Genomic DNA, 22186 nt, shown 5'->3' with positions numbered 1-22186 from the left:
ATCACTGGAAACCGTTATCGCGCTGTTCACGATTCTGATGATCGTGGTCTACCTCTGTCTGCGCTATGGCTGGAATGTTCCGGAAACAACCCAGAACCTCCCTCTCTGGTCGGTCCTGCTGCTGGGAGGCACGCCTCTGGTCTGGGGCCTGCTGGTCAAAATGGTCCATCGCGAATTCGGATCTGACCTGCTGGCCGGGATCTCGATCGTGGTGTCAGTCATTCTGGGAGAGTACCTGGCCGGTTCCCTGGTGGTGCTGATGCTCTCGGGAGGTGAGGCCCTCGAAGCCTACGCGGTCCGTAGTGCCTCGTCCGTCCTCCAGGCTCTCAGCCGGCGCATGCCGTCCATCGCACATCGCAAAACCGATTCCCGCATCGACGACATCGCTCTCGATCAGATTCAGATCAACGATATGATCGTGATCTTCCCCCATGAGACCTGTCCCATCGACGGAACCGTGCTCGAAGGGCACGGCGTCATGGATGAATCTTACCTCACCGGGGAACCCTACATGATGTCCAAGACGCCGGGATCGCAGGTCCTCTCCGGGGCAATCAATGGAGAAGCGGCCCTGATTGTTCGCGCAGAGAAACGGGCCATCGATTCGCGGTATGCCAAAATCATGGAGGTCATGCAGGCATCCGAACAGCACCGCCCCCGGATGCGACGACTGGCAGATCGACTGGGAGCCTGGTACACACCGCTGGCGGTTCTGATTGGCATCGTAGCCTGGGTGTTGACCGGCGACCCGGTCCGCTTCCTGGCGGTGATGGTTGTTGCCACCCCCTGCCCGCTGTTGATTGCCATTCCGGTCGCGATTATCGGTTCAATCTCCCTGGCAGCACGCCGGGCAATCATTGTCCGGGATCCAACATCCCTCGAGACCGCAGACACCTGTCGGACGATCATCTTCGATAAAACAGGCACATTGACCTACGGCGAACCGCAACTCACCGAACAAATCTATGCGCCTAACATGAATGCGGATGAAGTCCTCTCCCTGGTGGGCAGTATCGAGCGTTTTTCCAAACACCCGCTCTCCCAGGCCATTCTGGATGCCATGCAGGAGGCCCGGGCCGTCGTGCATGAGGCAACCGAAATCAGCGAGCCTCCCGGACAGGGCCTCAAAGGCACGGTCAACGGCCACAGTGTCGAGATCACCAGTCGCAAAAAACTGCTTCAGCAATACCCCGATCTGGAATCACAGCTCCCCGAACAGGTCGGCGGGCTGGAATGTGTGATTCTGATCGACAATCAATATGCGGGGCTCTACCGGTTTCGGGATACGCCCCGCACCGATGGCCTCTCCTTTATCAATCACCTCTCCCCCAAGCACCACTTCGGCAGGACCATGCTGGTCTCAGGAGACCGGGAATCGGAGGTGCGCTACCTGGCCGAACAGGTCGGAATTCAAGAGGTCTATTTCAGTCAGAGCCCCGAGCAGAAACTCGAAATCGTCAACCAGGAAACAGCCCAGGCGAATACCATCTTCGTGGGGGACGGCATCAATGACGCGCCGGCACTCGTCGCTGCAACTGTAGGCGTCGCTTTCGGACAGAACAGCGATGTCACCACGGAAGCTGCAGATGTGATTGTGATGGACAGCTCGCTGCAGAAGATCGACGAATTCCTGCACATAAGTCGTCGCATGCGTCGCATCGCCCTGCAGAGTGCCATCGGCGGCATGGCGTTGAGCATGCTGGGCATGTTGCTGGCAGCCGCCGGTTATCTCCCACCGGTTGCAGGTGCGATCAGCCAGGAAGTGATTGACGTTCTGGCCGTACTGAATGCCCTGCGCGTGGCCCTGCCCCCCAAAGCCCTGATCGATTTCAAACCGGGAGAAGCCGACTGATCATTTTCGGCTCACATCAACGGTGAGAACCTACTGGGCTTCGAAGCGAACTTCAGGAATCCCCTTCTGCCAGGAAATCACGTAGCGACCGTCGGACGTGGGATAGACCACATCCTGTTTCAGCTCAAAGTCGGTTGGTGAACTTCGCAATCGATACTGGGGTCGTCCCGGGATGATAAACTCTCCTCCCAGTTGCACAATCATCTGCGTGCGATCGCCGAGTGAATGCCCGATCGATTTGAAAATCTTGCCATCCAGATCGTTCTCCGTCACAAACTTCGCGGAAACGTCCAGGCCGGCTGCTTTCATATTCTGAAACATGTCCCGCGCGTCTGCATACGGGCAGGTGGTATCCCCGGTGCCATGGATGATCAGAATTTTCGTTTCATGTCCCCGGGCTTTCATCAGTTTCAGATGATGTGGATTCCCCAGATAACGAATCTCCTGGCCGCCGGGCGTCAGGTAGTCGGGAGAATGCGGATCCTTGCTGTAGCGGGCATTCAGGCTGCTCCCCCCGGGCAGATTGTATGCGATGTCATCACTCAACCGGGGCATGCCACAGATATCAACCACGCCGGTAAAAGTATGCGGTGCGAATTTATTACACATCAGGGTGACATTCCCGCCCCCCGATCCCCCGGTCGCATAGATCCGCTTGTCGTTGAACGGAATCTGCTTGTCCTGTAATCCCTGAAGGACAAACGCCAGTGCTCGCAGTGCATCGATGGCCTGCAGGTAACCGAAATCGTAAGGAGTTCCCGACTGGTCTTTCCACGAACCACTCTGCAGATAGTCCACGGAGATCGCAATCACATTGAGTTCTTTAGTCAGCACACTCGGATTGCCGGCTCCAGAAGTATTCGTCCCACCCCAGTTATGCAGGTTGAGAATCAGCCCCGTCTCTTTATTCACCTGCTGCAGACTTTTACCGGGATAGTAAATGTAGACTTTGACTTCACGCGGCCCCGGCTGAAACGGCCATTCCTGTGTCGCGATAGTCACCGTGCCATCCTTGTCCGGCAATTCTGCGGCCTGCACAGTGAGGTTCCAGAACAGCACACAACATAGACACAATATAGACAGACACCGGTTCATCGTTCAGTCAACCTCAGTAAGTGAATTCATCAGATTGCGAGCCTTCAGAGTAGTCAGCCCCCTCTCTCACTTGACGCTGACTCTAATATCGATCATCGTGAACTGGCTGGCTCGAGTCAATCCCGCCCCCTGCTTTCAGAGGAACCTGCTGATGACTGCACTCCCCACCGCCGAACCCCGGGAACTGAACCTGGATCCGGAACGGCTCAAACTGGCGCATCAACTGCTGACAGAATGGACGGACGCCGGCGATATTCCCGGCGCTGCCATTGTCGTCGGTCGGCATGGAAAAATGGTCGAACCAAGGTTCTTCGGCAAACAGGGGCCGGAAAGAAAAGCAGAACCGATTCGCCAGGATGGAATGTTTCTGCTCGCATCGATTACCAAACCCGTCGTTTATATGAGTGCCCTGCGTCTCGTGGAACGTGGCCAGTTGGTTCTCTCCAATCCAGTCACGCATTACATCCCCGATTTCGCAGCGCACCATAAAGAATCAATTCTGGTCCACCATCTGTTCACACACACTTCGGGAATGCCTGATATGCTGTCGAACAATGTGGAACTCCGCCAGTCACTGGCCCCCCTGGATAAATTTATCAACGGGGCCATCAATGACACGGTTCCCCTGTTCCAGCCTGCGGGCACCGGACTCAGCTATCAGAGCATGGGTACATTAATCGTGGCTGAAATTGTGCAGAGACTCACGCGCAAAACCATCGCTCAGCACGTTCGCGATGAAATTATCAAACCGCTGGGCCTCAACAGCACCTGGCTCGGACGGGGCGATTTTCCCCGTGAGCGACTGGTGCGGGTCGAAACGCCCGAGTACCAGGCTGGCTCTCATTTCGGCTGGAACAGCAAATACTGGCAGGATCTCGGTGTCCCCTGGGGAGGTATGTTCGCTTCTCCCGCAGATATGGCAGTCATCTGTCAGTGCATGCTCAATTATGGTGAGGTCCAGGGAACACAACTACTCTCCCGCTCCATGGTCGAGATGGCCACGACCAATCGCCTGGATGACTATCCCGATCTGCCCGAATCAATCCGCCGCTCGCAACCATGGGGGCTCGGCTGGAGATTAAATCATCCGGGTCAGAGTGGCAGTTGGGGCAACCTGCTCGACCGCAGCGTCTTCGGACATACCGGCGCGACAGGTACCATGGTCTGGATGGATCGTCGTCGTGACGGCTTTGCTGTTCTACTTACAACAGCGATCCGCTCGCGTGCTCCCTGGCGACTGGTACAGCTTTCAAACATCATCGCATCTGCATTTATTGAACCCGAGAATCTTTAACAGCGACAGGAAATCTAACCTGCGAAAACTCTGATACGTTAAAGTCGACCGTGTATTCATTACGATGGAGAGAAAAATAAAGAAACGTTAAACATTGCCTGTTTCACTTGGGATAAGATAGCCCGTCTGGGTTCCACGAGCTTTGATTTGGCCGCAGTTCCGTTTTTTTTCAGAATAGAAATTGATCAATTCGCATTCATTAATCACACTATTGAACTATACTAAGTCATCAACCTGACTTAGCCGCTCCTCATCACGCAGCAGACATCTTTAGCATATCAGATTCCAGGCATTGTTTATGAACTCTGTGATTCCTGTTCTTGACCCCGCGTCGCCACAGGCAGAGGCAATCAACAACTTGTTTCTTCAGGTCTTATTGATCAGTGCCGTCATCTTTGCGATCGTGACTGGGCTGATCCTGATTGCCATTTCAAAAGGCCGCCGCCGCCAGACGCTTCCCGATCAGAATTTTGGCAGTGAAAAAGCAGAAATCGCCTGGGTCATCGGCCCGGTTATTATTGTACTCTGGCTGGTCGCCATCAGTGCGAACCTGGTCATCACCCTCAACGCCATACCTGATGTAAAACCACAGAGCGCAGACAACGCCGAGGAAGTTCAGGATGTCGAACTGATTATCACCGGACACCAGTGGTGGTGGGAGGTCGAGTATCCCAAAGCGGGCGTGATCTCCGCGAATGAAATTCACATCCCTGCCGATCCCAAACGGAAATTTCGCATCCGCATCAACTCGGATGACGTAATCCACAGCTTCTGGGTCCCGCAGCTCGGCCCTAAGATTGACGCCATCCCCGGACGTGACAACTACCTCTGGCTCCAGGCCAGCAAGCCGGGCACTTACCAGGGCCGCTGCTCCGAATACTGTGGTGCCCAGCATGCCTGGATGAACTTCTTAGTCATCGGTGAGAGCGAAGAAGAATACCAGAAGTGGATCGCCGGACAACAAAAGAAACCCGAAGCGACAACGCTGATCTCCCCCCTGGCCACGGCTGGTCGAGAATACTTTTTCAAAGCAACGTGTCCGCGGTGTCATAAGATCGCAGGTACCTCAGCCCAGGCGATGATCGGCCCCGACCTGACTCATTTTGCGACGCGCAGCGAAATTGGTTCAGGCGTTCTGACCAACTCCACTGAGAACCTGACCCTCTGGCTCAAAAACCCCCAGGCGGTCAAACCCGGCTGTAAAATGCCGAACTTCAAGCTCAGTGAAAAGAATCTTAAACAACTCGTAGCCTACCTGGAGACACTCAAGTGACGACAGGATCTGTTGAACAAGCCGACTATACCAGCCTTGAGTCCCCCGCGAACTACACGCGGCTGCTCGACTGGGTCAGTACGCTAGACCATAAAAAAATCGGCATCATGTACATCCTGACTGCCGTGTTCTACCTGGGGATCGGCGGTTTCGAAGCCCTGTTGATGCGAATTCAGCTTGCGCTGCCCAATAACACGTTTCTTGGGCCGAAAATGTTCAACCAGTTATTCACGATGCATGGCACCACCATGGTCTTCCTGGTGGGCATGCCCGTATTGACAGGGTTTGCCAATTATTTTGTGCCCCTGATGATCGGTGCCCGCGATGTCGCCTTTCCACGCCTGAACTCGTTCGGCTTCTGGATCTTTTTCTTCGGAGCGGCCCTGCTGCACTTCAGTTTTCTGACGGGTTCCGCCCCTAACGCCGGCTGGTTCAACTACGTTCCCCTCTCCACCAAAGCCTACAGTTCTCTGCAGGGAGTTGACTACTGGATCATCGGCCTGCTACTCATGGGCATTGGCTCCGTTTCGGGGGCGATCAACATCTTCGCCACGATTATCAGCCTCCGTGCGCCCGGCATGAGCCTGCAGCGGGTCCCGTTGTTTGTCTGGATGATGCTCATGCAGGTGATCCTGATCATCCTCGCACTGCCGGCACTGAACTCGGCCCTGGCCATGCTTCTCATCGATCGCTGGCTGGGATCTGCCTTCTTCGATCCCAGTCGCGGCGGTTCCGCGGTACTCTGGCAGCATTACTTCTGGATCTTCGGTCACCCCGAAGTCTACATTCTGATTCTGCCCGGCTTCGGTATGATCAGCGAAGTCATCCCCGTCTTCTCCCGCAAACCCATCTATGGTTATACCTTCGTCGCTGCTTCCTCTGTGGCCATCGTCCTCCTCGGATATGGGGTCTGGGCGCACCACATGTTCGCTGTCGGCCTGGGTATGTATGCAGACATCTTTTTTGCCGTCGGTTCGCTGCTCATCGCGATCCCCACCGGCATTAAAGTCTTTAACTGGACAGCCACCCTCTGGGGCGGGGAAATCAATTTCAATACATCGCTGCACTTTGCTGTCGCGTTTCTGCTGCAGTTTGTGATCGGAGGATTGACCGGCATCATGTTCGCTGCGGTCCCCATCGACTGGCAGCTCACCGACACCTACTTCGTCGTCGCACACTTTCATTACGTATTGATTGGCGGCCTCGTATTCGCCCTGTTCTCTGCCACCTATTACTGGTTCCCCAAAATGACCGGCCGGATGCTCAACGAGCGACTGGGGCTCACCCAGTTCTGGCTCTGGGTCATCGGGTTCAACATGACCTTCATGGTTCAGCACTTCCTGGGCATGATGGGCATGCCCCGTCGTGTTTATACCTATGCAGACAATCCCGGCTGGGCACTGCTGAATGGCGTCGCTTCCCTGGGAGCGGTCTTCATGGCCGTCGGTACGCTGGTGTTACTCTGGAATATCGCCGTGAGTCTCAAGCGCGGTAAAATCGCCGGCGACAATCCCTGGGATGCCTTTACCCTCGAATGGGCGACCACGTCCCCTCCGCCCACAGAGAACTTCGAAACAGTTCCCGAAATTAAAAGCCGGCGTCCCGTCTGGGATCTGAATCATCCCGAAAGTGCAGACTGGAAAGTAGAAACCACTCCCGAAGACAAAGGCCGCCGCGGCAATCTTCCCAAGATCGCCGCCTGGGCATTTATCGCTTCGGAAGCGGTCTTCTTCCTGCTGCTGCTGGTCGCCTATGTGGTTTTCAATACCCGCAGTGCGGAAGAGGAAGTCACCTCTGCCGTCCTGAACGTCAAGCGAACGGGCATCTTCAGCCTGTTCCTGATTTCCAGCAGTGTCACCTTCTGGATTGCAGAGCGGTTTCTCAAACGAGGGATGCAGAAAGCATTCAATATCTCCCTGGGACTGACGATTCTGCTGGGCATCACCTTCCTCTGTGGTCAGGCCTGGGAATACACGGGGCTCCTGATGGATAACATCACCATCAATACCGACCTGTTTTCAGCCACATTTTTCACTGTCACCGGCTTCCATGGTATCCACGTGACTGCTGGTGTGATCGCCCTGATCGTGATGCTGATCCTGGGCCTGAAAGGCAGCCTGACGGCCCGGAAATCAAACGTGTTCGCCGCCGTCGGCGTCTATTGGCATTTCGTCGATGTCGTCTGGATTGCCGTCTTTGGAATTATTTATCTGGGACTTCTCCAATGAGTTCATACTTCGATCTGACAAGCGAATTATGGAAATGGAACTCGCCGATCTGGCTACTGATACTGGCCCTGACCGGCCTGTACCTCGTCTGCCTGGGCGGACAGTCAGGCAAACAGATCGCCTGCTTTGCCCTGGCGCTGCTCACGCTGGCACTGGCCTATGTCTCTCCGATCGGCGTGCTTTCAGACGGTTACCTGTTCAGCGCACATGTCATCCAGCATCTGGCCCTGCTGCTGATTGTTCCGCTACTGCTCCTGCTCAGTCTCCCATCCTCTGCGATGGAAACCCTGTTCCAGAATCCGCTACTCAACCGCATCGGCCATGTGCTCTCGGTACCTTTTCTGGGCTGGCTCAGTGGCCTGGGTGTGATGTGGTTCTGGCACATCCCCTCTTTCTGCAGTGCATCAACTGAGAGCTACTCACTGGGAATTGTCCGCGACGCCACTTTTCTGCTGGCCGGTCTGGCATTCTGGTGGCCCATCTTCTCTCCCGTAAAACGCTTTCATCTTCCCTCGGCACAGGCTGTCCTGTACCTGTTCTCAGCTTGCCTGGGATGTACGCTCCTGGGAATCTATATCACGTTTACCGTCATCTCGGTCTGCCCGGCCTTCGCCAACCCCGTCGATCGCATCGGAATTTTGAGCATGCTCTACGACCAGGGACTGACGCCAGCCACCGACCAGAAACTGGGTGGCCTGCTGATGTGGGTTCCCCCCTGCTCGCTCTATGTGACAGCCATCATGGTCACACTCAGACGCTGGTATGCAGACATGGAACCTATGGCAGCACCTGACACAACAGGCTCCTTGAGGGAGGCACATCGATGAACGAGACTACAACCGCGGAAACAGAAACCGAAACGGAAGAACCGGAACTGCGACCGACCTATGCCCCTGCCGCGTTGTCCATGGGAATCATGTTTGCCTTCTGGGGAATTCTCACTCACTGGAGTATGTCCCTGATCGGAGGCCTGATGATGTTTGGCGCCATCTGGGCCTGGATGCATGAGATCCGCACTACATGGAGTAAAACACCTTGACCAGCGATCAGCCCACAAACGAAACACCCTGCTGTCAGCAACAACAGCGCAGAACCTTTCTGGCCCGGCTGTCGATTGCCCTCTCTGCAGTCATCGGTGTCATCATCGCTTTGCCCGGCATTGGTTTCGTACTCGCACCGGTGTTCCGCAAACCCAAACAGAAATGGCGGAAAGTCGGCAAGCTGGAAGACTTCAAAGTCGGCGGGTTTGTGCTGGTACAGTATGAGGACAGTTCTTCCGTCCCCTGGGCAGGCATCACGGCCAAAGAAGGTGCCTGGATCCGTCGTGCCAGTGAAACCGAGTTCATCGCCTTTTCGATTAACTGTCGGCACCTGGGTTGCCCCGTCAGATGGGTCGATGATCCCCGGCTGTTTATGTGCCCCTGTCACGGAGGCGTGTATTACGAAGACGGGACCGTCGCCGCTGGTCCTCCACCAGAGCCTCTGCAGCGACTGAATGTTCGCATCAATAATGGTCAGGTCGAAATTGAATCCGGGCCGACACCATTGACGCTGACCAAAATTACTTGAAATCACCTTTGAAAAGCGAGTAGCCGGCTGAATGAGCAAGAATCCTCTGATGCGAACCTGGAACTGGATCGACAATCGAATCGGGTATTCCGATTACATTGTGCCGCTCATGGTGCATCTGGTCCCTGATAGTGCCCGCTGGTGGTATATCTTCGGGAGTGCAACGCTCTGCGCGTTCATGGTGCAGGTTTTCACCGGGGTCTGCCTGGCGATGGCCTATGTTCCCGGTGGTGAAAAAACTTACGAAAGCCTCGTCTATATCACCAACACCGCTCCCCTGGGCAACCTCTTGCGCGGCATGCACTATTACGGTGCCTCCGCGATGGTCATGCTGGCCGTCATTCATATGATCCAGGTCTATATGCACGCCACCTACAAGTATCCCCGGGAAATGAACTGGATGAGTGGCGTGGTCCTGCTGTTTGTCGTGCTGGGCATGGCCTTCACCGGACAGTTGCTCCGCTGGGACGCCAACGGGGTCTGGTCCGTCACCGTGGCCGCAGAAATGGCAGGCAGAACCCCCATCATCGGCCCTACAATCGCACACTTCATCATGGGCGGAGAAACGGTAGGTGGCTCGACCATTACCCGCTTCTTCGCCATGCACGTGTTTATCATGCCGGCGATTATTTTCGCGGGCATCGGCCTGCACATGCTGCTGATCATGCGGCACGGCATCTCTGAAATGCCTGATGCCAACGATCCGGTCGACCCGGAAACCTATAAAGAAAAGTACGAAGAACGCATCAACAAAACCGGGGTTCCGTTCTGGCCGGACGCCATGTGGCGGGACATGATCTTCTCCACCATCATCGTGGGTATCATCCTGGGCTGCTCCCTGTTTCTCGGTCCGCCGACACTCGATCCGCCACCAAACCCGAGCAGTATCAACGCGAACCCACTCCCCGACTGGTACTTCCTCTGGTACTTCGCCGTGCTCTCGCTTCTGCCGCCTAAACTGGAAACCTGGGTCATTCTCGGTGTGCCGATTCTCGGTTTCCTGGGACTGTTCTTCCTGCCCATGATCTCCAACAAAGGACACCGGGCACCTTCCAAACGTCCCTGGGCCGGGGGAACCGTGATCTTCGGTTCGGTGGCTTTTCTGGTACTTACCATTTACGGTTACAAAAAGCCCTGGTCACCCGATTTCGGCGTGAAGGAATTGCCGGCTTCCGTTGTCGGCACCGATCAGGGCCCTCTGATGGAAGGGGCGAAGCTGATGCATATCAAAGGCTGTCTGTACTGTCATGACATCAGTGGATACGGCGGTCATCGAGGTCCCGAGCTCACCGAAATCGGCAAGCTGCTCACCCGCGATGATTTGATCATTCGCATCAACAACGGTGGGCATAACATGCCGGCGTTTGCCAGCTCTATCAGCTCCGATGAGCTCCACCTGATTGTAGATTTCCTGTTAACCCGGGGAGTAGACCAGGATCAACCCATCCTGAACGGGGACTCTCCCTGATCAGCCGCGGATTGCATTCATCAATATTTCGACACCACTGTTCTCGTTTCTGACTGGTCAATCACATGAGATACTCGGCTTTCATCCTGTCTGTGCTGCTGACCCTGCTGTTTTTTATTCTGGGCCTCGCCGTTGATGACTGGTTTTTCTGGCCGCTGCTCGTTCTGGCGCCCCTCTCCCTGCTGGGAGTCTGGGACCTGGTCCAGACCCGACACAGCATCACCCGCAACTATCCGATCATGGCACACCTGCGGTTCCTGTTCGAAATGATCCGACCGGAAATACACCAGTACTTTATCGAAAGCAATATCGATGGCCGTCCTTTCAACAACGATGATCGCTCCCTGATTTACGAACGCTCCAAAAACATCGATGGTCTCAAACCATTCGGCACCGAACTCGACGTCTACGGTGATGAATACGAGTGGCTCAATCACTCCATGGCGCCGCGTCCCCGTTCCAAAGAACTGTTTCGCACGACCGTCGGTGGACCGGAGTGTAAGCAGCCTTACTCCTGCTCCATTCTGAATATCTCTGCTATGAGCTTCGGCGCCCTTTCCGCGAATGCAATTATGGCTCTGAACGCGGGCGCCAAAAAAGGGAATTTCTACCACTGCACCGGCGAAGGGGGCGTGAGCCCGTATCACCTGAAGCCGGGCGGCGACCTTGTCTGGCAGATCGGAACCGGATATTTCGGCTGCCGGAATCATGACGGCACCTTCAACCCCGATCTGTTCCAGGAACAGGCGGCTCATGAAACCATCAAAATGATTGAGATTAAAATCTCGCAGGGTGCCAAACCCGGTCATGGGGGCGTGCTCCCCGCTGCCAAAATCACCCCCGAGATCGCCTCGACCCGTAAAGTTCCCATGGGGGAAGACTGTATCTCACCTCCCGGCCACTCCACTTATTCAACGCCTATCGGCCTGTGTGAATACATCGCGCAGTTAAGGGAACTCTCCGGAGGGAAGCCGGTCGGCTTCAAACTCTGTATCGGACATCCCAGTGAATTCCTCGCTATCTGCAAAGCCATGATGCAGACCGGTATCCTGCCCGATTTCATCACCGTTGATGGCGGCGAAGGGGGCACCGGGGCCGCCCCGCTGGAATTTTCCGATAACATGGGTATGCCCTTAAAGACCGGGCTGATTTTCGTGCACAATGCCCTCGTCGGCTGCAATCTCCGCGATAAAATCAAAATCGCTGCCGCTGGCAAAGTCAGTTCCGCTTTCACACTGGCCCGCTGCCTGGCCATCGGTGCTGACTGGTGCAACTCCGCCCGCGGTTTCATGATGTCCGTCGGCTGTATTCAGGCACAGGCCTGCCACACCAACGAATGTCCGGTCGGCGTCGCCACCCAGGACAAGGGACGCCAGCGGGCACTCGTCGTACCGGATAAGAGCGAACGTGCCTACAATTTCCATCACAATACGATGGAAGCCCTGACCGAAGTCATCGCGGCTGCCGGCCTGGACCATCCCAACGAATTACGACCCTGGCACATCTATCTCCGCCCGAAACGGACCGAAGTTCTCTCCTATTATGAAGCCTTCGACTTCCTCAAACCGGGAGAGCTGCTCGAGGACTGCCCTTACCCCGTTTACAGCAAACTCTGGAATCTGGCGTCTGCGGAAACCTTTGAATCCCATCATGGCTGAGCTCCGGCCCCGGCCTGGCAAATCCAAAATACTGTTCAGTAGTATTCCATGAAAGCTCTGATACCATGCCCGCATGGGCACGACTTTGATTGGACATATTGATTCGGACTGCTTCTACGTAAGCTGTGAAAGAGTAAGATCTTACACACTGCGCGGCGTTCCCTGTGGCGTCCTGGGCAACCAGGGAGCCTGCGTCATCGCCAAGAGCTATGAACTCAAATCCTACGGCGTTAAGACCGGGCACCCCATCTGGGAAGCCAAGAAACTCTGTCCCCACGCCGTCTTTGTCAAACGGGATTTCCGCTGGTACGAAGTCATCTCCCGTCGCCTGCTGGACCTGCTCAAAATGGTCAGTCCCCGCGTCGAATACTACAGCATCGACGAAATGTTTTTCGACGCCGGCGAACTTCAGCGCTACTTTCAACTCCCCCTGCAGGAAGCCACCCGGGCCCTGCAGACGCTCGTCCAGGATGAAGTGGGCGTCCCCGTTTCTATCGGCATTGCCCCTTCCCGGGCTCTGGCCAAACTGGGCAGCGATGCCGCCAAACCATTCGGCGTGCGCATCGTCGACAGGGAGAATTGCGAAGTCTTCCTGCGCTCCCAACCGGTCGGCGAACTCTGTGGCATCGGCCGGCGGAGCGAACGCAAATTGCAGGACCGCAACATTCACACCTGCTGGGATTTCCACCAGGCAGACCGGCTGCTGATCCGCGATCTGCTGACCATCAAAGGTGAAGCCCTCTGGTGGGAGTTGCGTGGCGACTCCGTCACGCCGATCCAGACCAGTCGGCCTCCCCACAAAGCAATTGCCCGCGGCGGTTCCTGTGGCGGCAAGACCAGCGATCCCGAACGCATCCGCGCCTGGGCCGTGCGGAATATTGAACGCCTGATTGAAGCCCTCGACCATCACCGTGTCTACGCCCGGCACATCAGCCTGCAGATCGACGCCAACAAGACCGCGCTCTGGCTCGGACGCACGCCGCTGGCCGTCCCCTCCGCCTCCTTTCGCACCATTTATGACGCCGTAATGCCCATGCTGGCCGCCGCCCCGCAAGAGCACCTCGTCAGCCACATGCACATCATCGCTGAAAACCTGGTCTGGCGGGACCGGATTCAAAAATCGCTCTTCTTCGAAGACGCCCAGAGTCCCCTGGATCAGATCAAACGCAACATCAACCAGAAACTGGGCCGCTTCGCGATCCGCAGTGCCGAAACACTGCCCCTGCATGAAATCTACCACGACACGACTCACAACTATGACATCTGTGACATTTCAGGAAAGATGTGCTTCTGATGTGTACTGCAATCACCCTGGCCTGGCGCGAAATCCCCCGCAAACTGATCCGCCGCTTTCAACTGGAAGAACGTGTCATTCAGCGTTCGGAAACCGCCGACAAGGAAATCCTGTTCCTGCAACGACACCGCCAGCCACTGCTCCCCGTCTTTTACCAGGGGGAACTGCACATCCTCCCCTGGGGCAATCGTCAGCGTAACAGCAGCGCCCCCCTTGCTTGGTGGTGCGATGTCGCCACGCTCCAGTCGGGCGCCTGGGCCCAGTATCACCCGGAGCCGGTCGAAATCCTGGCCAACTTCGGACTTGAGCGGGGTGTCTGGTTTCTGATCCGCGAAGGCCTCCAGGGCGTCCTGATCCACGACCAGCGGGAACAGCCCTCTGTCTACCTGCTCCTGCAACCCGCCTCACACTACTACCAGGTCATGACCGGCTACCACCGCGAACCCGTCTTTCTGGGCGAACAGATTTGAAGGGAATCCCAGAGTCAGATAACTGCCTGTTGAGTGAACGGTCATGACGCATTATACTCCAGCAAAATCCCCCTTCACTCAGGAGAAACAAAGATGAATGGATGCCGACTGTCTACTGCCGCTGGTTTGACGCTGCTCGCGATGTGCCTGACCGCCTGTCAAAAATCAACGCCTGCGCCCCAGGCAGAAGAACCAGGTATCACCGCGGAGACCGAAATCATTCCTGAGCCAGATGCCGGCTCAGAAAAACAGCAGTTGAACGTCGCCATCAGCACAGACATCGCTCCCTACGTGATGAAGAACGCCACAATAGGCATCGAGGTCGATATCGCCACCCAGGCGCTGCCCGACTACAAGCTCAACTTCATTCAGATGCCCTACGCGAAACTGCAGGCCGCGGTCGCCGAAGATCAGGCCGACCTCGCTTTGGGCGTACAGCAGTTCAAAGACGTGGAAGGCATTTTCTACTCAGATAATTTCATCGACTTCACCAACGCCGCGATCACGAAAAAATCAGCGAAACTTAAAATCGAAAAGGTCGCCGATCTGGCCGATCACAAAGTTCTCACCTGGCAGGATGCGTACCGCGAACTCGGTCCGGAATTCGAAAAAATGTTCTCACCGGACGCCCCCCAGCGAAAGAACTATGTCGAAGTCGCCGATCAGGGTCAGCAGGTCAAACAGTTCTGGGAAGATAAAGCCGTCGTCATCGTCATCGACAAAGCGATCTTCAACGCCATCAGTCAGGCCACCGGCCACAAGCTGGACGAAGTCGAATACCATGCCATTTTCCCGCAGACCACGTATTTCAAAGCGAACTTCGAAGAGCCCTCCGTGCGGGATGCCTTCAACGCCGGCCTGCAGAAACTCTGTCAGAGCGGAGAATATGCGAAGCTGCTCAAAAAGTATAACATCGACCTGCCCGGCACCATCTGTGACCAGAAATCGAAACCGTGACCAAAATCACTTACCTGCAGGGAGATGCCACCCAGCCGCAATCGAAGGGCAACAAGATCATTGCCCACATCTGCAATGATCTGGGCGGTTGGGGTAAAGGCTTCGTACTGGCAATCAGTAAACGCTGGCCGGAACCAGAAGCCGAATACCGCCTGTGGTACCGTGAACGCGCCAAGAACAGTTTCGGTTTGGGCGAAGTGCAGTTTGTGAATGTCGAGAAATACATCTGGATCGCCAACATGATCGGTCAGCGCGGCATGAAGACAGGCAGTAAAGGTCCCCCGGTCCGCTATCCAGCCATTGAACAGTGCCTGGCGACAGTCGCTGACAAAGCGGGAGAACTCTCCGCCTCGGTCCACATGCCCCGCATCGGCTGCGGACTGGCCGGCGGCAAGTGGAATCAGATCGAACCCCTGATCCAGCAAACCCTCTGCGCCGCCGGAATCGAAGTCTTCGTCTATGATTTCGGTTAACTGAATTCCGCTCACTTCATCCTCTGAACTCACTTTTCCAGTGCCACTCAAGAATATTTCTTGACACACCACTACATCGCATTATGATATACCTGATTAGAAGGTAGTCCTGTTCAGGAAGAATCAGTATGCAGAGTTGGATGAGCCAGTTACGGAAAGGGGTTACGGAACTGACAGTTCTGGCAGCGCTCCGCCAGGGAGAAGCCTACGGTTACGAGTTGCTGCAGCGGATTAACCACATTGAAGGACTGGCACTCACCGAATCGACCGTCTATCCGCTCCTGGCCCGCTTGAAGCGCGAAAAGTTTGTCAGTGTCCGTGCGGCCCCATCCCCCTCGGGACCACCCCGCCGTTATTACAAACTCACGGCGACCGGTCAGAAACGTCTACAGTCGATGCTGAGTCAGTGGCAGTTAATGGGAAACGCCGTCAGTCAATTAGCTGAAGGAGAACCGGAATGAATCACACACAGTCCAAGCTGCCCGATGAAGTTCGCAGTCCACTGGATGAGTACCTGGACGCAATCGAACAGGTACTGGCGGAAACTGGAATCTCGCGTTCTGAACGCCAAAATATATGTGATGAAGTCGAAGCCCAGGTTCTGGAGATGGCCTGGGAACGCACAGGGACTCAACCTGAGAGACAGGACATCAGTGCGATTATTGCCGAACTGGATGATCCCACTGCTTATCGAGACAGGGATGAAACGACAGCTGCTGCAGATTCACTACTAAAAACTACGCAGAGTAGACGACACCCGTTAGCGATGACCGCCTTGCTCCTGCCTGTCGCAGGATTGCTGCTGATCTTCACTCCGCTGGCTCCGCGCGGAGAGTCATTCACGTACGCGTGGTTTGCCATCATCGGCTTTCTGAGCATCGTCTGCGCTGGACTGGCGGCGCGCGACATACGCCTGACACCGGAACGATACTCCGGTATGGGGATCGCCATCGCCGGAGCTCTGTTCCTGCCTGTCGTTATCCTGGCAACGCTCTTCGTCCTGCAAATTACTTGAGGAAAATGCAGAATAGCGGTCCCTTACTCAATCGCCAACACCGAAATCGCTGTTGAACGCGTCCTGAACAATCCGGCGTTCGTGTCGCTGGTGAGCGATGTAGCTGGTAATCCAGTCGCGTAGTTCATCGCGCAATTCACTGGCGATCTGTTGCATTTTCTGCAAAGGCTGAGAATCACGCATCCGGGTCCGCAGCTGATTCAGCTTCCGCAGGAGCTCACAGCGTTCCCGGTAAAGGTCTCTGACCTGCCCCTGCCAGTTCGGCTGTTCTTCCAGTACCTCTTCCAGGTAGCCACCTTCGTCCTGTAACTCGAATTCGCGAGGCATCGCGGACAAAAGCGTGTCGAGCACTTTCGAGATCCATTTCCAGGCGGCGGCATCGCCATCTGCTTCATCCAGTAAATCCAATAAGTCGCCAAGCAGAATATATTCCAGTGCGGAAATCTCTTCTAATGCACCATCGACCACAAGGCTTGTCTGTTTTCTGTTCATAAAAACTCCTTTAGCGGGCGAACGAACTGCAGAAAGGCGATCGCCCTGTTACTGGATTGATTGATGTTCCGTAGGCAACTCCTGTTTTTTCAGCGCGACCAATCAAAGAGAAATGAAATAAGAATACTCGCTGTCATAGTGAATAATTTACCATTCCGACTCTCAATCGTCAAAAAAATCTTTTGTTTCGAAGACTGAGAGCCCCTTTTTAAACATCATTCACATTTTCAATTCTGTACACTTCCAGCCCCGAAAGTCACTACGGGGGAAATGATTTAGGTCTCAGTTAATCATCCCAATACCGGCCGGCTGGCGATGGATTCTGAATTCTGCCTGAGATAAACTGAAAGGACCATTCTGAGTTTCACAATCATCCCCTCAGCCAGGAGATCAGCCGATGCCAGCGACAACCGGAATGAAAGGGGGCGGCTATTATGATGCCAACTCTCGCGAACAGCGTTCCGCTTCGGATTCGTTTCTCCCCTGGCTGGAAGCGGCGATCGCCGACCTGCCCACCCCTGCGGAAAGCCAGTCCAGTTGGAACATACTCGATATCGGATCCTCGGAAGGCGCGAACGCCATTTACACGATGAACCGAATTGTGGCTGCCTTACGACAACACACAGACCTTCCCGTCTGGGCCCTGTTCGATGATCTACCCACCAATGACTTCAACCAGCTGTTCCTGAATCTGTTTCCCGAACAGAACCCAGCCCTCACCGCCCCCGATGTCTATACCGCAGCCATAGGTGGCTCAGCTTTCGGCAGGCTGGTGCCGCCTCGCAATCTGCACGTGGCAACCACGTTCAATGCCATCGGCTTTTTTGACACTAAGCCGCAAGAGCGACTTCCTCACTTCGTTCTGGCAATGCAACCTAATCCTCGCGCGTCTCGAGAGGGAGTCTCGGTCACCCTTGAGGAACTGCAGCCTTTCCAGCAACAGGCGCATCAAGATCTGTGTGAGTTTTATGCTGCCCGGGCTGCAGAACTGGTCCCCGGTGGTAAACTGCTGGTACAGGTCTTCGGACGTAATGAGAACCACTCTACAGGTCATGGGATCTGCGATGTGCTGAGTGACGCCCTGCTTGATTTCGTGGAAGCTGATCTGTTACCAAAGACGTTCTACGAAGACTTTCTGTTCCCGGCCTACTATCGCAGCACACAGGAACTGGCCGCCCCCATCGAACAGGTACCGGAGCTGTCATCTGCATTTCGGATAGAACACCTCGCCGACATCGATGCCCCGGTCCCGTTTAATGACGAATTCGCTCGTACGGGAGATCGCAAAGCCTGGGCGAAAAGCTATACCGGCTTCCTGCGGGCATTTACAGAGCCCGTACTGGCAGCAGCCTTGCCTGCAGAGTTGGTTGCAGAACAGATCGTCGATAAAATATATCAGCGAATTGAACAACTACTGGCAGACAATCCCGAACGGTATAAATTCCATTTTATCTCAATCGCCGCTCTGCTGACACGACTTTGACCAGCTATCATCAGACAGGAAGGATCTCATGTCTTCTGAACCCGCATATAATAAACTGACTCCCGAAGAAGAATACGTCATTCTGCACAAGGGGACGGAACGTCCGTTTGTGGGAGAATACACCGATCTCAAAGCGGAAGGCACCTTCATCTGCCGACGCTGCAACGCCCCACTCTACCAGAGTGCCGATAAATTCGAGAGCCACTGCGGCTGGCCGAGTTTCGATGAGGAACTGCCCGACGCCGTCGATCGCTTCCCCGACCCCGATGGCATGCGTACCGAAATCGTCTGCCATAACTGCGGGGGGCACCTGGGACACGTCTTCCTCGGCGAGCGAATGACCGACAAAAATACCCGGCACTGCGTGAATTCCATCTCGATGAAATTCGTTCCTGTGGGCGAGTCACTTCCCCCGGTAGTAAAAGGCGAAAACGCCTGAGCGATCAGGAACTGCAGGACAGCATCGAACAGCCGGGACGATTCCGCGCCCACTCCGGTCGTTTCTCCGCAAACAGTTCGCGACCGGGCTGTTCATCATATGGATGACGCAACACATCCAGTAATTCATTGACCAGAGAGAAATCCCCCTCTTCGGCTTTGTCGATGGCCAGCTGTGCGAGGTAATTCCGTAACACATACTTCGGATTGATCTGATTCATCCGTATACGGCGTTCTGCTGATTCGGTTCCATCCTGTTGCAGGCGATTTTGATAACGCCGCAACCAGTCGCAGATTTGCTTCTGAATGTCGCCGGTTACTTTTTCGGAAGCATAATAAGCATCCCGAAGTGGAGCGAGCAGCGTCTCATCGTCCAGATCCGCGTCTGTCTCCAACAGTGCCAGTTTACGGAAGAAAATCGTCATGTCGGTTTCCACCAGTTGCAGGACTTCCTGCAAGGATTCGATCAACGGCACATCATCGTCGGCCTGAAACGAAGTCAGCCCGAGTTTCTCAACCATCATCTGCTGCCAACCTGCCTGGAAGCGGTCAGCATATTGATCCAAAGCCTCTTGCAGCGGTTCGACTTCTTCGATCAGTGGATAGAGTGCATTCGCAAACTGCACCAGGTTCCATAGTGCAATCTGCGGCTGGTTACCGAAGCGATAGCGCCGGCCTGAAGCATCGGTGGTATTCGGCGTCCAGTTTGGATCGAAGTCTTCCAGCCAGCCATATGGGCCGTAATCGATGGTCAACCCCAGGACCGACATGTTATCTGTGTTCATCACGCCATGTACGAAACCGACGCGCATCCAGTGAATGATCATATCCGCGGTCCGGCGGCAGACTTCCTCAAACCAGGCCAGGTAAGTATCTCGTCCCGGATCTCCGAGACCGGGGAAATCGGTTTGAATCGTATAGTCCACCAGTTTTTTCAGCGTCTCTATTTCGCCTCGTGCGGCAAATAACTGGTAATTGCCGAACCGTAGAAAGGATGGCGCGACGCGACAGACCACCGCCCCGGGCTCCATCTGGGGATTGCCGTCATAAAACATGTCCCGCTGTACCTCTTCGCCGGTGAGTACCAGGCTGAGTGCCCGCGTGGTAGGCACTCCCAGGTGATGCATGGCTTCGCTGCACAGAAACTCGCGCACCGATGACCTCAGCACCGCCAGCCCATCTGCCATGCGGGAATAGGGAGTCGGGCCCGCTCCTTTCAGTTGCAGCGTCCAGTGCTCCCCCTGCAGGTTGACCACCTCACCCAGATTAATCGCTCGTCCATCCCCCAACTGACCGGCCCAGTTACCGAACTGGTGTCCGCCGTAACACATGGCAAACGGGTCCATTCCCTGCAGCAGCTTATTCCCGGCAAAGACCTGAGCAAATTCCGGCGACTCAACCGCTTCTGGCGAAAGCCCCAGGACCTCAGCCATCTCTCGTGAATGAGCCACAAGCTGCGGCTCCCGGACGCTGGTGGGAGACACTCGCGAATAACAGGCCTCGCTCACCTGCCTGCGAAAATTCTTCGACTCAGGGTCCGCGGGCAGCGCACGTGTAAACTGGTTATCAAACTCAAGCTCTTCCAGACTCTGGATCATTTTTTGACTGTTCATACTGCTATTTTAGCACCCCGCATACGAAACGAAAACCCGGGGATATTACTCCAGAAGCCAGTGACTGTGAGTCACTGTACGTTTTCAGACACTGTTGCTTTAGAAACGTCAGACACGACAACATAAGGCACTTGGATTTCTCGACTGACCTTGCATACCTGTAGTGAATCCGCCATAGTTAATATAAACCATCCTTGATCCATCCCCATCACTCCGCCTCAGAGTGATCCACCCTCTGCAAACCAGATTTCAGGAGGTCCGCCATGACTCTCATGAATCGCCGTGTCTGGCTGCAACAGGCATCAGCAACATCACTCCCCCTGCTCCTCTCAGATAATACCTTCGCTGCGGAAACGAAATCACGCCCGCAGTTGCCAGTCGCAGCCATTGTGACCGAATACACGCCCAACTCACACGCCGATGTCCTGGTAGGCAAAATCCTGGAAGGATTCCAGCAACAGGGAGGTCCGGGCCCCGATCTAAAACTGGCGGCCCTTTATACCGATCAGGTTCCCCAGCGAGACATGAGTCGCGCCCTGTCACGGAAATATGGATTTCCCATCACAAACACGATCGAGGAAGCAATCACACTGGGGACAAAGCAGGTACAGGTAGCGGGGGTCTTAATCGTTGGCGAGCATGGTGACTACCCTTACACCCCCACCACGAAACAGCACATGTATCCCCGTAAGCAGTTCTTCGACGCAACCACCGCCACGTTCAAAAAGTGCGGTAAATCGGTCCCTGTCTACAACGACAAGCATCTCGGCTATCGCTGGCAGGATGCGAAAGCCATGGTCGACACGTCGCGCAGGATGGACTTTCCCCTGATGGCAGGCTCCTCACTGCCGGTCGCCTGGCGACACCCTACACTGACGCTCCCGGAAAATTGCGAAATCGAATCGGTACTGACGATCGGCCGCGGTAATTTCGAAGCGCACGGCTTTCACGCCCTGGAAGCACAGCAGTGCCTGATCGAACATCGTCAGGGCTCTACCGGCGTCACTGCAGTCGAAACCGCACAGGGCAAACAGATCTGGGAAGCTGAACAGGCAGGAAAATGGAATCGCGAAATGCTTAAAGCCGCCCTGGCCGTGATTCCTAATGTCGCGAAAGGCAAGTGGGAGGAGATTCTCAAAGACGACAGTGCCTTCTACTTCCTGGAACATCAGGATGGGTTAAAAAGTACCGTCGCGATGGTCAACCGACTCGGGCGGCACTATGCTGTCGCCATCAAATTGAAGGGTGAGAACCAGCCGCGGGCCACCTGGATCAAGCTTGAACTGGATCCCCCGTTCGGGCACTTCGCTTACCTGCTGAAGGCCATTGAGCACATGATTCACACAGGCCAGCCCGCTTACCCGGTCGAGCGTACACTGCTCACCACCGGGATTCTGGACACGGTCATGCATAGTCTGGCAGCAGGGGGCAAACGCATAGAAACACCGCAACTGGCCATCGACTACGAAGCAGTCCGCTGGCCGTATGCGAACCAGAAGACATGAGTGAATTTA

General features: G+C 55.3%; 21 protein-coding genes. 18 read left to right on the top strand and 3 right to left on the bottom strand.

The features are described from left to right. The first annotated feature begins 37 nt into the window (after nucleotides 1–37). Nucleotides 38–1852, top strand: a complete 1815-nt coding sequence (locus RID21_RS04575) for a heavy metal translocating P-type ATPase (RefSeq protein WP_350187767.1) — start codon at nucleotides 38–40, stop codon at nucleotides 1850–1852. 30 nt (nucleotides 1853–1882) lie between these two features. Here the strand turns inward: RID21_RS04575 and RID21_RS04570 are convergent, their stop codons facing one another. Then, nucleotides 1883–2890 carry an alpha/beta hydrolase family protein gene (locus tag RID21_RS04570; RefSeq protein ID WP_350187380.1) on the bottom strand — a complete coding sequence of 336 codons (1008 nt, stop codon included), beginning with the start codon at nucleotides 2888–2890 and terminating at the stop codon, nucleotides 1883–1885. Nucleotides 2891–3098: 208 nt separating this feature from the next. Here RID21_RS04570 and RID21_RS04565 point away from each other — a divergent pair, with 208 nt between their 5' ends. The 14 genes from RID21_RS04565 (at nucleotide 3099) to RID21_RS04500 (ending at nucleotide 16646) form a co-directional block, all read left to right on the top strand. Next, nucleotides 3099–4241, top strand: coding sequence for a serine hydrolase domain-containing protein (locus RID21_RS04565; RefSeq protein ID WP_350187379.1), 1143 nt, complete (start codon nucleotides 3099–3101; stop codon nucleotides 4239–4241). Between the two features lie 298 nt (nucleotides 4242–4539). Further along, on the top strand, nucleotides 4540–5514 hold the full coding sequence (coxB, locus tag RID21_RS04560; RefSeq protein ID WP_350187378.1) for a cytochrome c oxidase subunit II: 975 nt from the start codon (nucleotides 4540–4542) through the stop codon (nucleotides 5512–5514). Then, nucleotides 5511–7742: a cytochrome c oxidase subunit I gene (gene ctaD, locus RID21_RS04555; RefSeq protein ID WP_350187377.1), complete on the top strand. Its 2232-nt coding sequence runs from the start codon at nucleotides 5511–5513 to the stop codon at nucleotides 7740–7742. The genes coxB and ctaD overlap by 4 nt, the downstream gene beginning before the upstream one ends. Continuing rightward, the gene (locus RID21_RS04550; RefSeq protein ID WP_350187376.1) at nucleotides 7739–8569 is read left to right on the top strand and encodes a cytochrome c oxidase assembly protein; all 831 of its coding nucleotides are present in this window, start codon (nucleotides 7739–7741) and stop codon (nucleotides 8567–8569) included. The genes ctaD and RID21_RS04550 overlap by 4 nt, the downstream gene beginning before the upstream one ends. Continuing rightward, the gene (locus RID21_RS04545; RefSeq protein WP_145038004.1) at nucleotides 8566–8781 is read left to right on the top strand and encodes a hypothetical protein; all 216 of its coding nucleotides are present in this window, start codon (nucleotides 8566–8568) and stop codon (nucleotides 8779–8781) included. The genes RID21_RS04550 and RID21_RS04545 overlap by 4 nt, the downstream gene beginning before the upstream one ends. Continuing rightward, the gene (locus RID21_RS04540) at nucleotides 8778–9311 is read left to right on the top strand and encodes a QcrA and Rieske domain-containing protein (protein WP_350187375.1); all 534 of its coding nucleotides are present in this window, start codon (nucleotides 8778–8780) and stop codon (nucleotides 9309–9311) included. Before RID21_RS04545 ends, RID21_RS04540 begins: the two co-directional genes overlap by 4 nt. Nucleotides 9312–9342: 31 nt before the next feature. Continuing rightward, nucleotides 9343–10779: a cytochrome b N-terminal domain-containing protein gene (locus RID21_RS04535; protein ID WP_350187374.1), complete on the top strand. Its 1437-nt coding sequence runs from the start codon at nucleotides 9343–9345 to the stop codon at nucleotides 10777–10779. A 65-nt stretch (nucleotides 10780–10844) separates the two neighbouring features. Beyond that, the gene (locus RID21_RS04530) at nucleotides 10845–12437 is read left to right on the top strand and encodes an FMN-binding glutamate synthase family protein (RefSeq protein WP_350187373.1); all 1593 of its coding nucleotides are present in this window, start codon (nucleotides 10845–10847) and stop codon (nucleotides 12435–12437) included. Nucleotides 12438–12510: 73 nt separating this feature from the next. Beyond that, on the top strand, nucleotides 12511–13731 hold the full coding sequence (locus RID21_RS04525; protein ID WP_350187372.1) for a DNA polymerase Y family protein: 1221 nt from the start codon (nucleotides 12511–12513) through the stop codon (nucleotides 13729–13731). Then, entirely contained in the window at nucleotides 13731–14201 is a 471-nt protein-coding gene (locus tag RID21_RS04520) for a hypothetical protein (protein WP_145037996.1), read from the top strand. Before RID21_RS04525 ends, RID21_RS04520 begins: the two co-directional genes overlap by 1 nt. Before the next feature lie 93 nt (nucleotides 14202–14294). Beyond that, on the top strand, nucleotides 14295–15158 hold the full coding sequence (locus tag RID21_RS04515; protein ID WP_350187371.1) for a substrate-binding periplasmic protein: 864 nt from the start codon (nucleotides 14295–14297) through the stop codon (nucleotides 15156–15158). Next, nucleotides 15155–15631: a macro domain-containing protein gene (locus tag RID21_RS04510; protein WP_350187370.1), complete on the top strand. Its 477-nt coding sequence runs from the start codon at nucleotides 15155–15157 to the stop codon at nucleotides 15629–15631. The genes RID21_RS04515 and RID21_RS04510 overlap by 4 nt, the downstream gene beginning before the upstream one ends. 128 nt (nucleotides 15632–15759) lie before the next feature. Further along, the gene (locus RID21_RS04505; protein ID WP_350187369.1) at nucleotides 15760–16092 is read left to right on the top strand and encodes a PadR family transcriptional regulator; all 333 of its coding nucleotides are present in this window, start codon (nucleotides 15760–15762) and stop codon (nucleotides 16090–16092) included. Next, the gene (locus tag RID21_RS04500) at nucleotides 16089–16646 is read left to right on the top strand and encodes a hypothetical protein (RefSeq protein WP_350187368.1); all 558 of its coding nucleotides are present in this window, start codon (nucleotides 16089–16091) and stop codon (nucleotides 16644–16646) included. The genes RID21_RS04505 and RID21_RS04500 overlap by 4 nt, the downstream gene beginning before the upstream one ends. A 27-nt stretch (nucleotides 16647–16673) precedes the next feature. Here RID21_RS04500 and RID21_RS04495 read toward each other — a convergent pair whose 3' ends face one another. Then, nucleotides 16674–17138 carry a hypothetical protein gene (locus tag RID21_RS04495; protein WP_149336972.1) on the bottom strand — a complete coding sequence of 155 codons (465 nt, stop codon included), beginning with the start codon at nucleotides 17136–17138 and terminating at the stop codon, nucleotides 16674–16676. 397 nt (nucleotides 17139–17535) lie between these two features. Here RID21_RS04495 and RID21_RS04490 point away from each other — a divergent pair, with 397 nt between their 5' ends. Next, complete coding sequence (locus RID21_RS04490) at nucleotides 17536–18621, top strand: class I SAM-dependent methyltransferase (protein WP_350187367.1); 1086 nt, start codon at nucleotides 17536–17538, stop codon at nucleotides 18619–18621. Between the two features lie 28 nt (nucleotides 18622–18649). Further along, nucleotides 18650–19060 (top strand): methionine-R-sulfoxide reductase, encoded by a 411-nt coding sequence (locus RID21_RS04485; protein ID WP_350187366.1) that lies wholly within the window; start codon nucleotides 18650–18652, stop codon nucleotides 19058–19060. Nucleotides 19061–19064: 4 nt separating this feature from the next. Here the strand turns inward: RID21_RS04485 and RID21_RS04480 are convergent, their stop codons facing one another. Further along, the gene (locus RID21_RS04480; RefSeq protein WP_350187365.1) at nucleotides 19065–20672 is read right to left on the bottom strand and encodes a protein adenylyltransferase SelO; all 1608 of its coding nucleotides are present in this window, start codon (nucleotides 20670–20672) and stop codon (nucleotides 19065–19067) included. A 263-nt stretch (nucleotides 20673–20935) separates the two neighbouring features. Between RID21_RS04480 and RID21_RS04475 the strand changes: the two genes are divergently transcribed. Further along, nucleotides 20936–22177, top strand: coding sequence for a hypothetical protein (locus RID21_RS04475; RefSeq protein WP_350187364.1), 1242 nt, complete (start codon nucleotides 20936–20938; stop codon nucleotides 22175–22177). The last annotated feature ends 9 nt before the right edge of the window (nucleotides 22178–22186 follow it).

It is taken from the genome of Gimesia sp. (genome assembly GCF_040219335.1).
In the GTDB taxonomy this organism is placed as follows: domain Bacteria; phylum Planctomycetota; class Planctomycetia; order Planctomycetales; family Planctomycetaceae; genus Gimesia.
The sequence above is the reverse complement of the archived record's forward strand: the minus strand, read 5'-3'. Positions and strand labels throughout refer to the sequence as shown.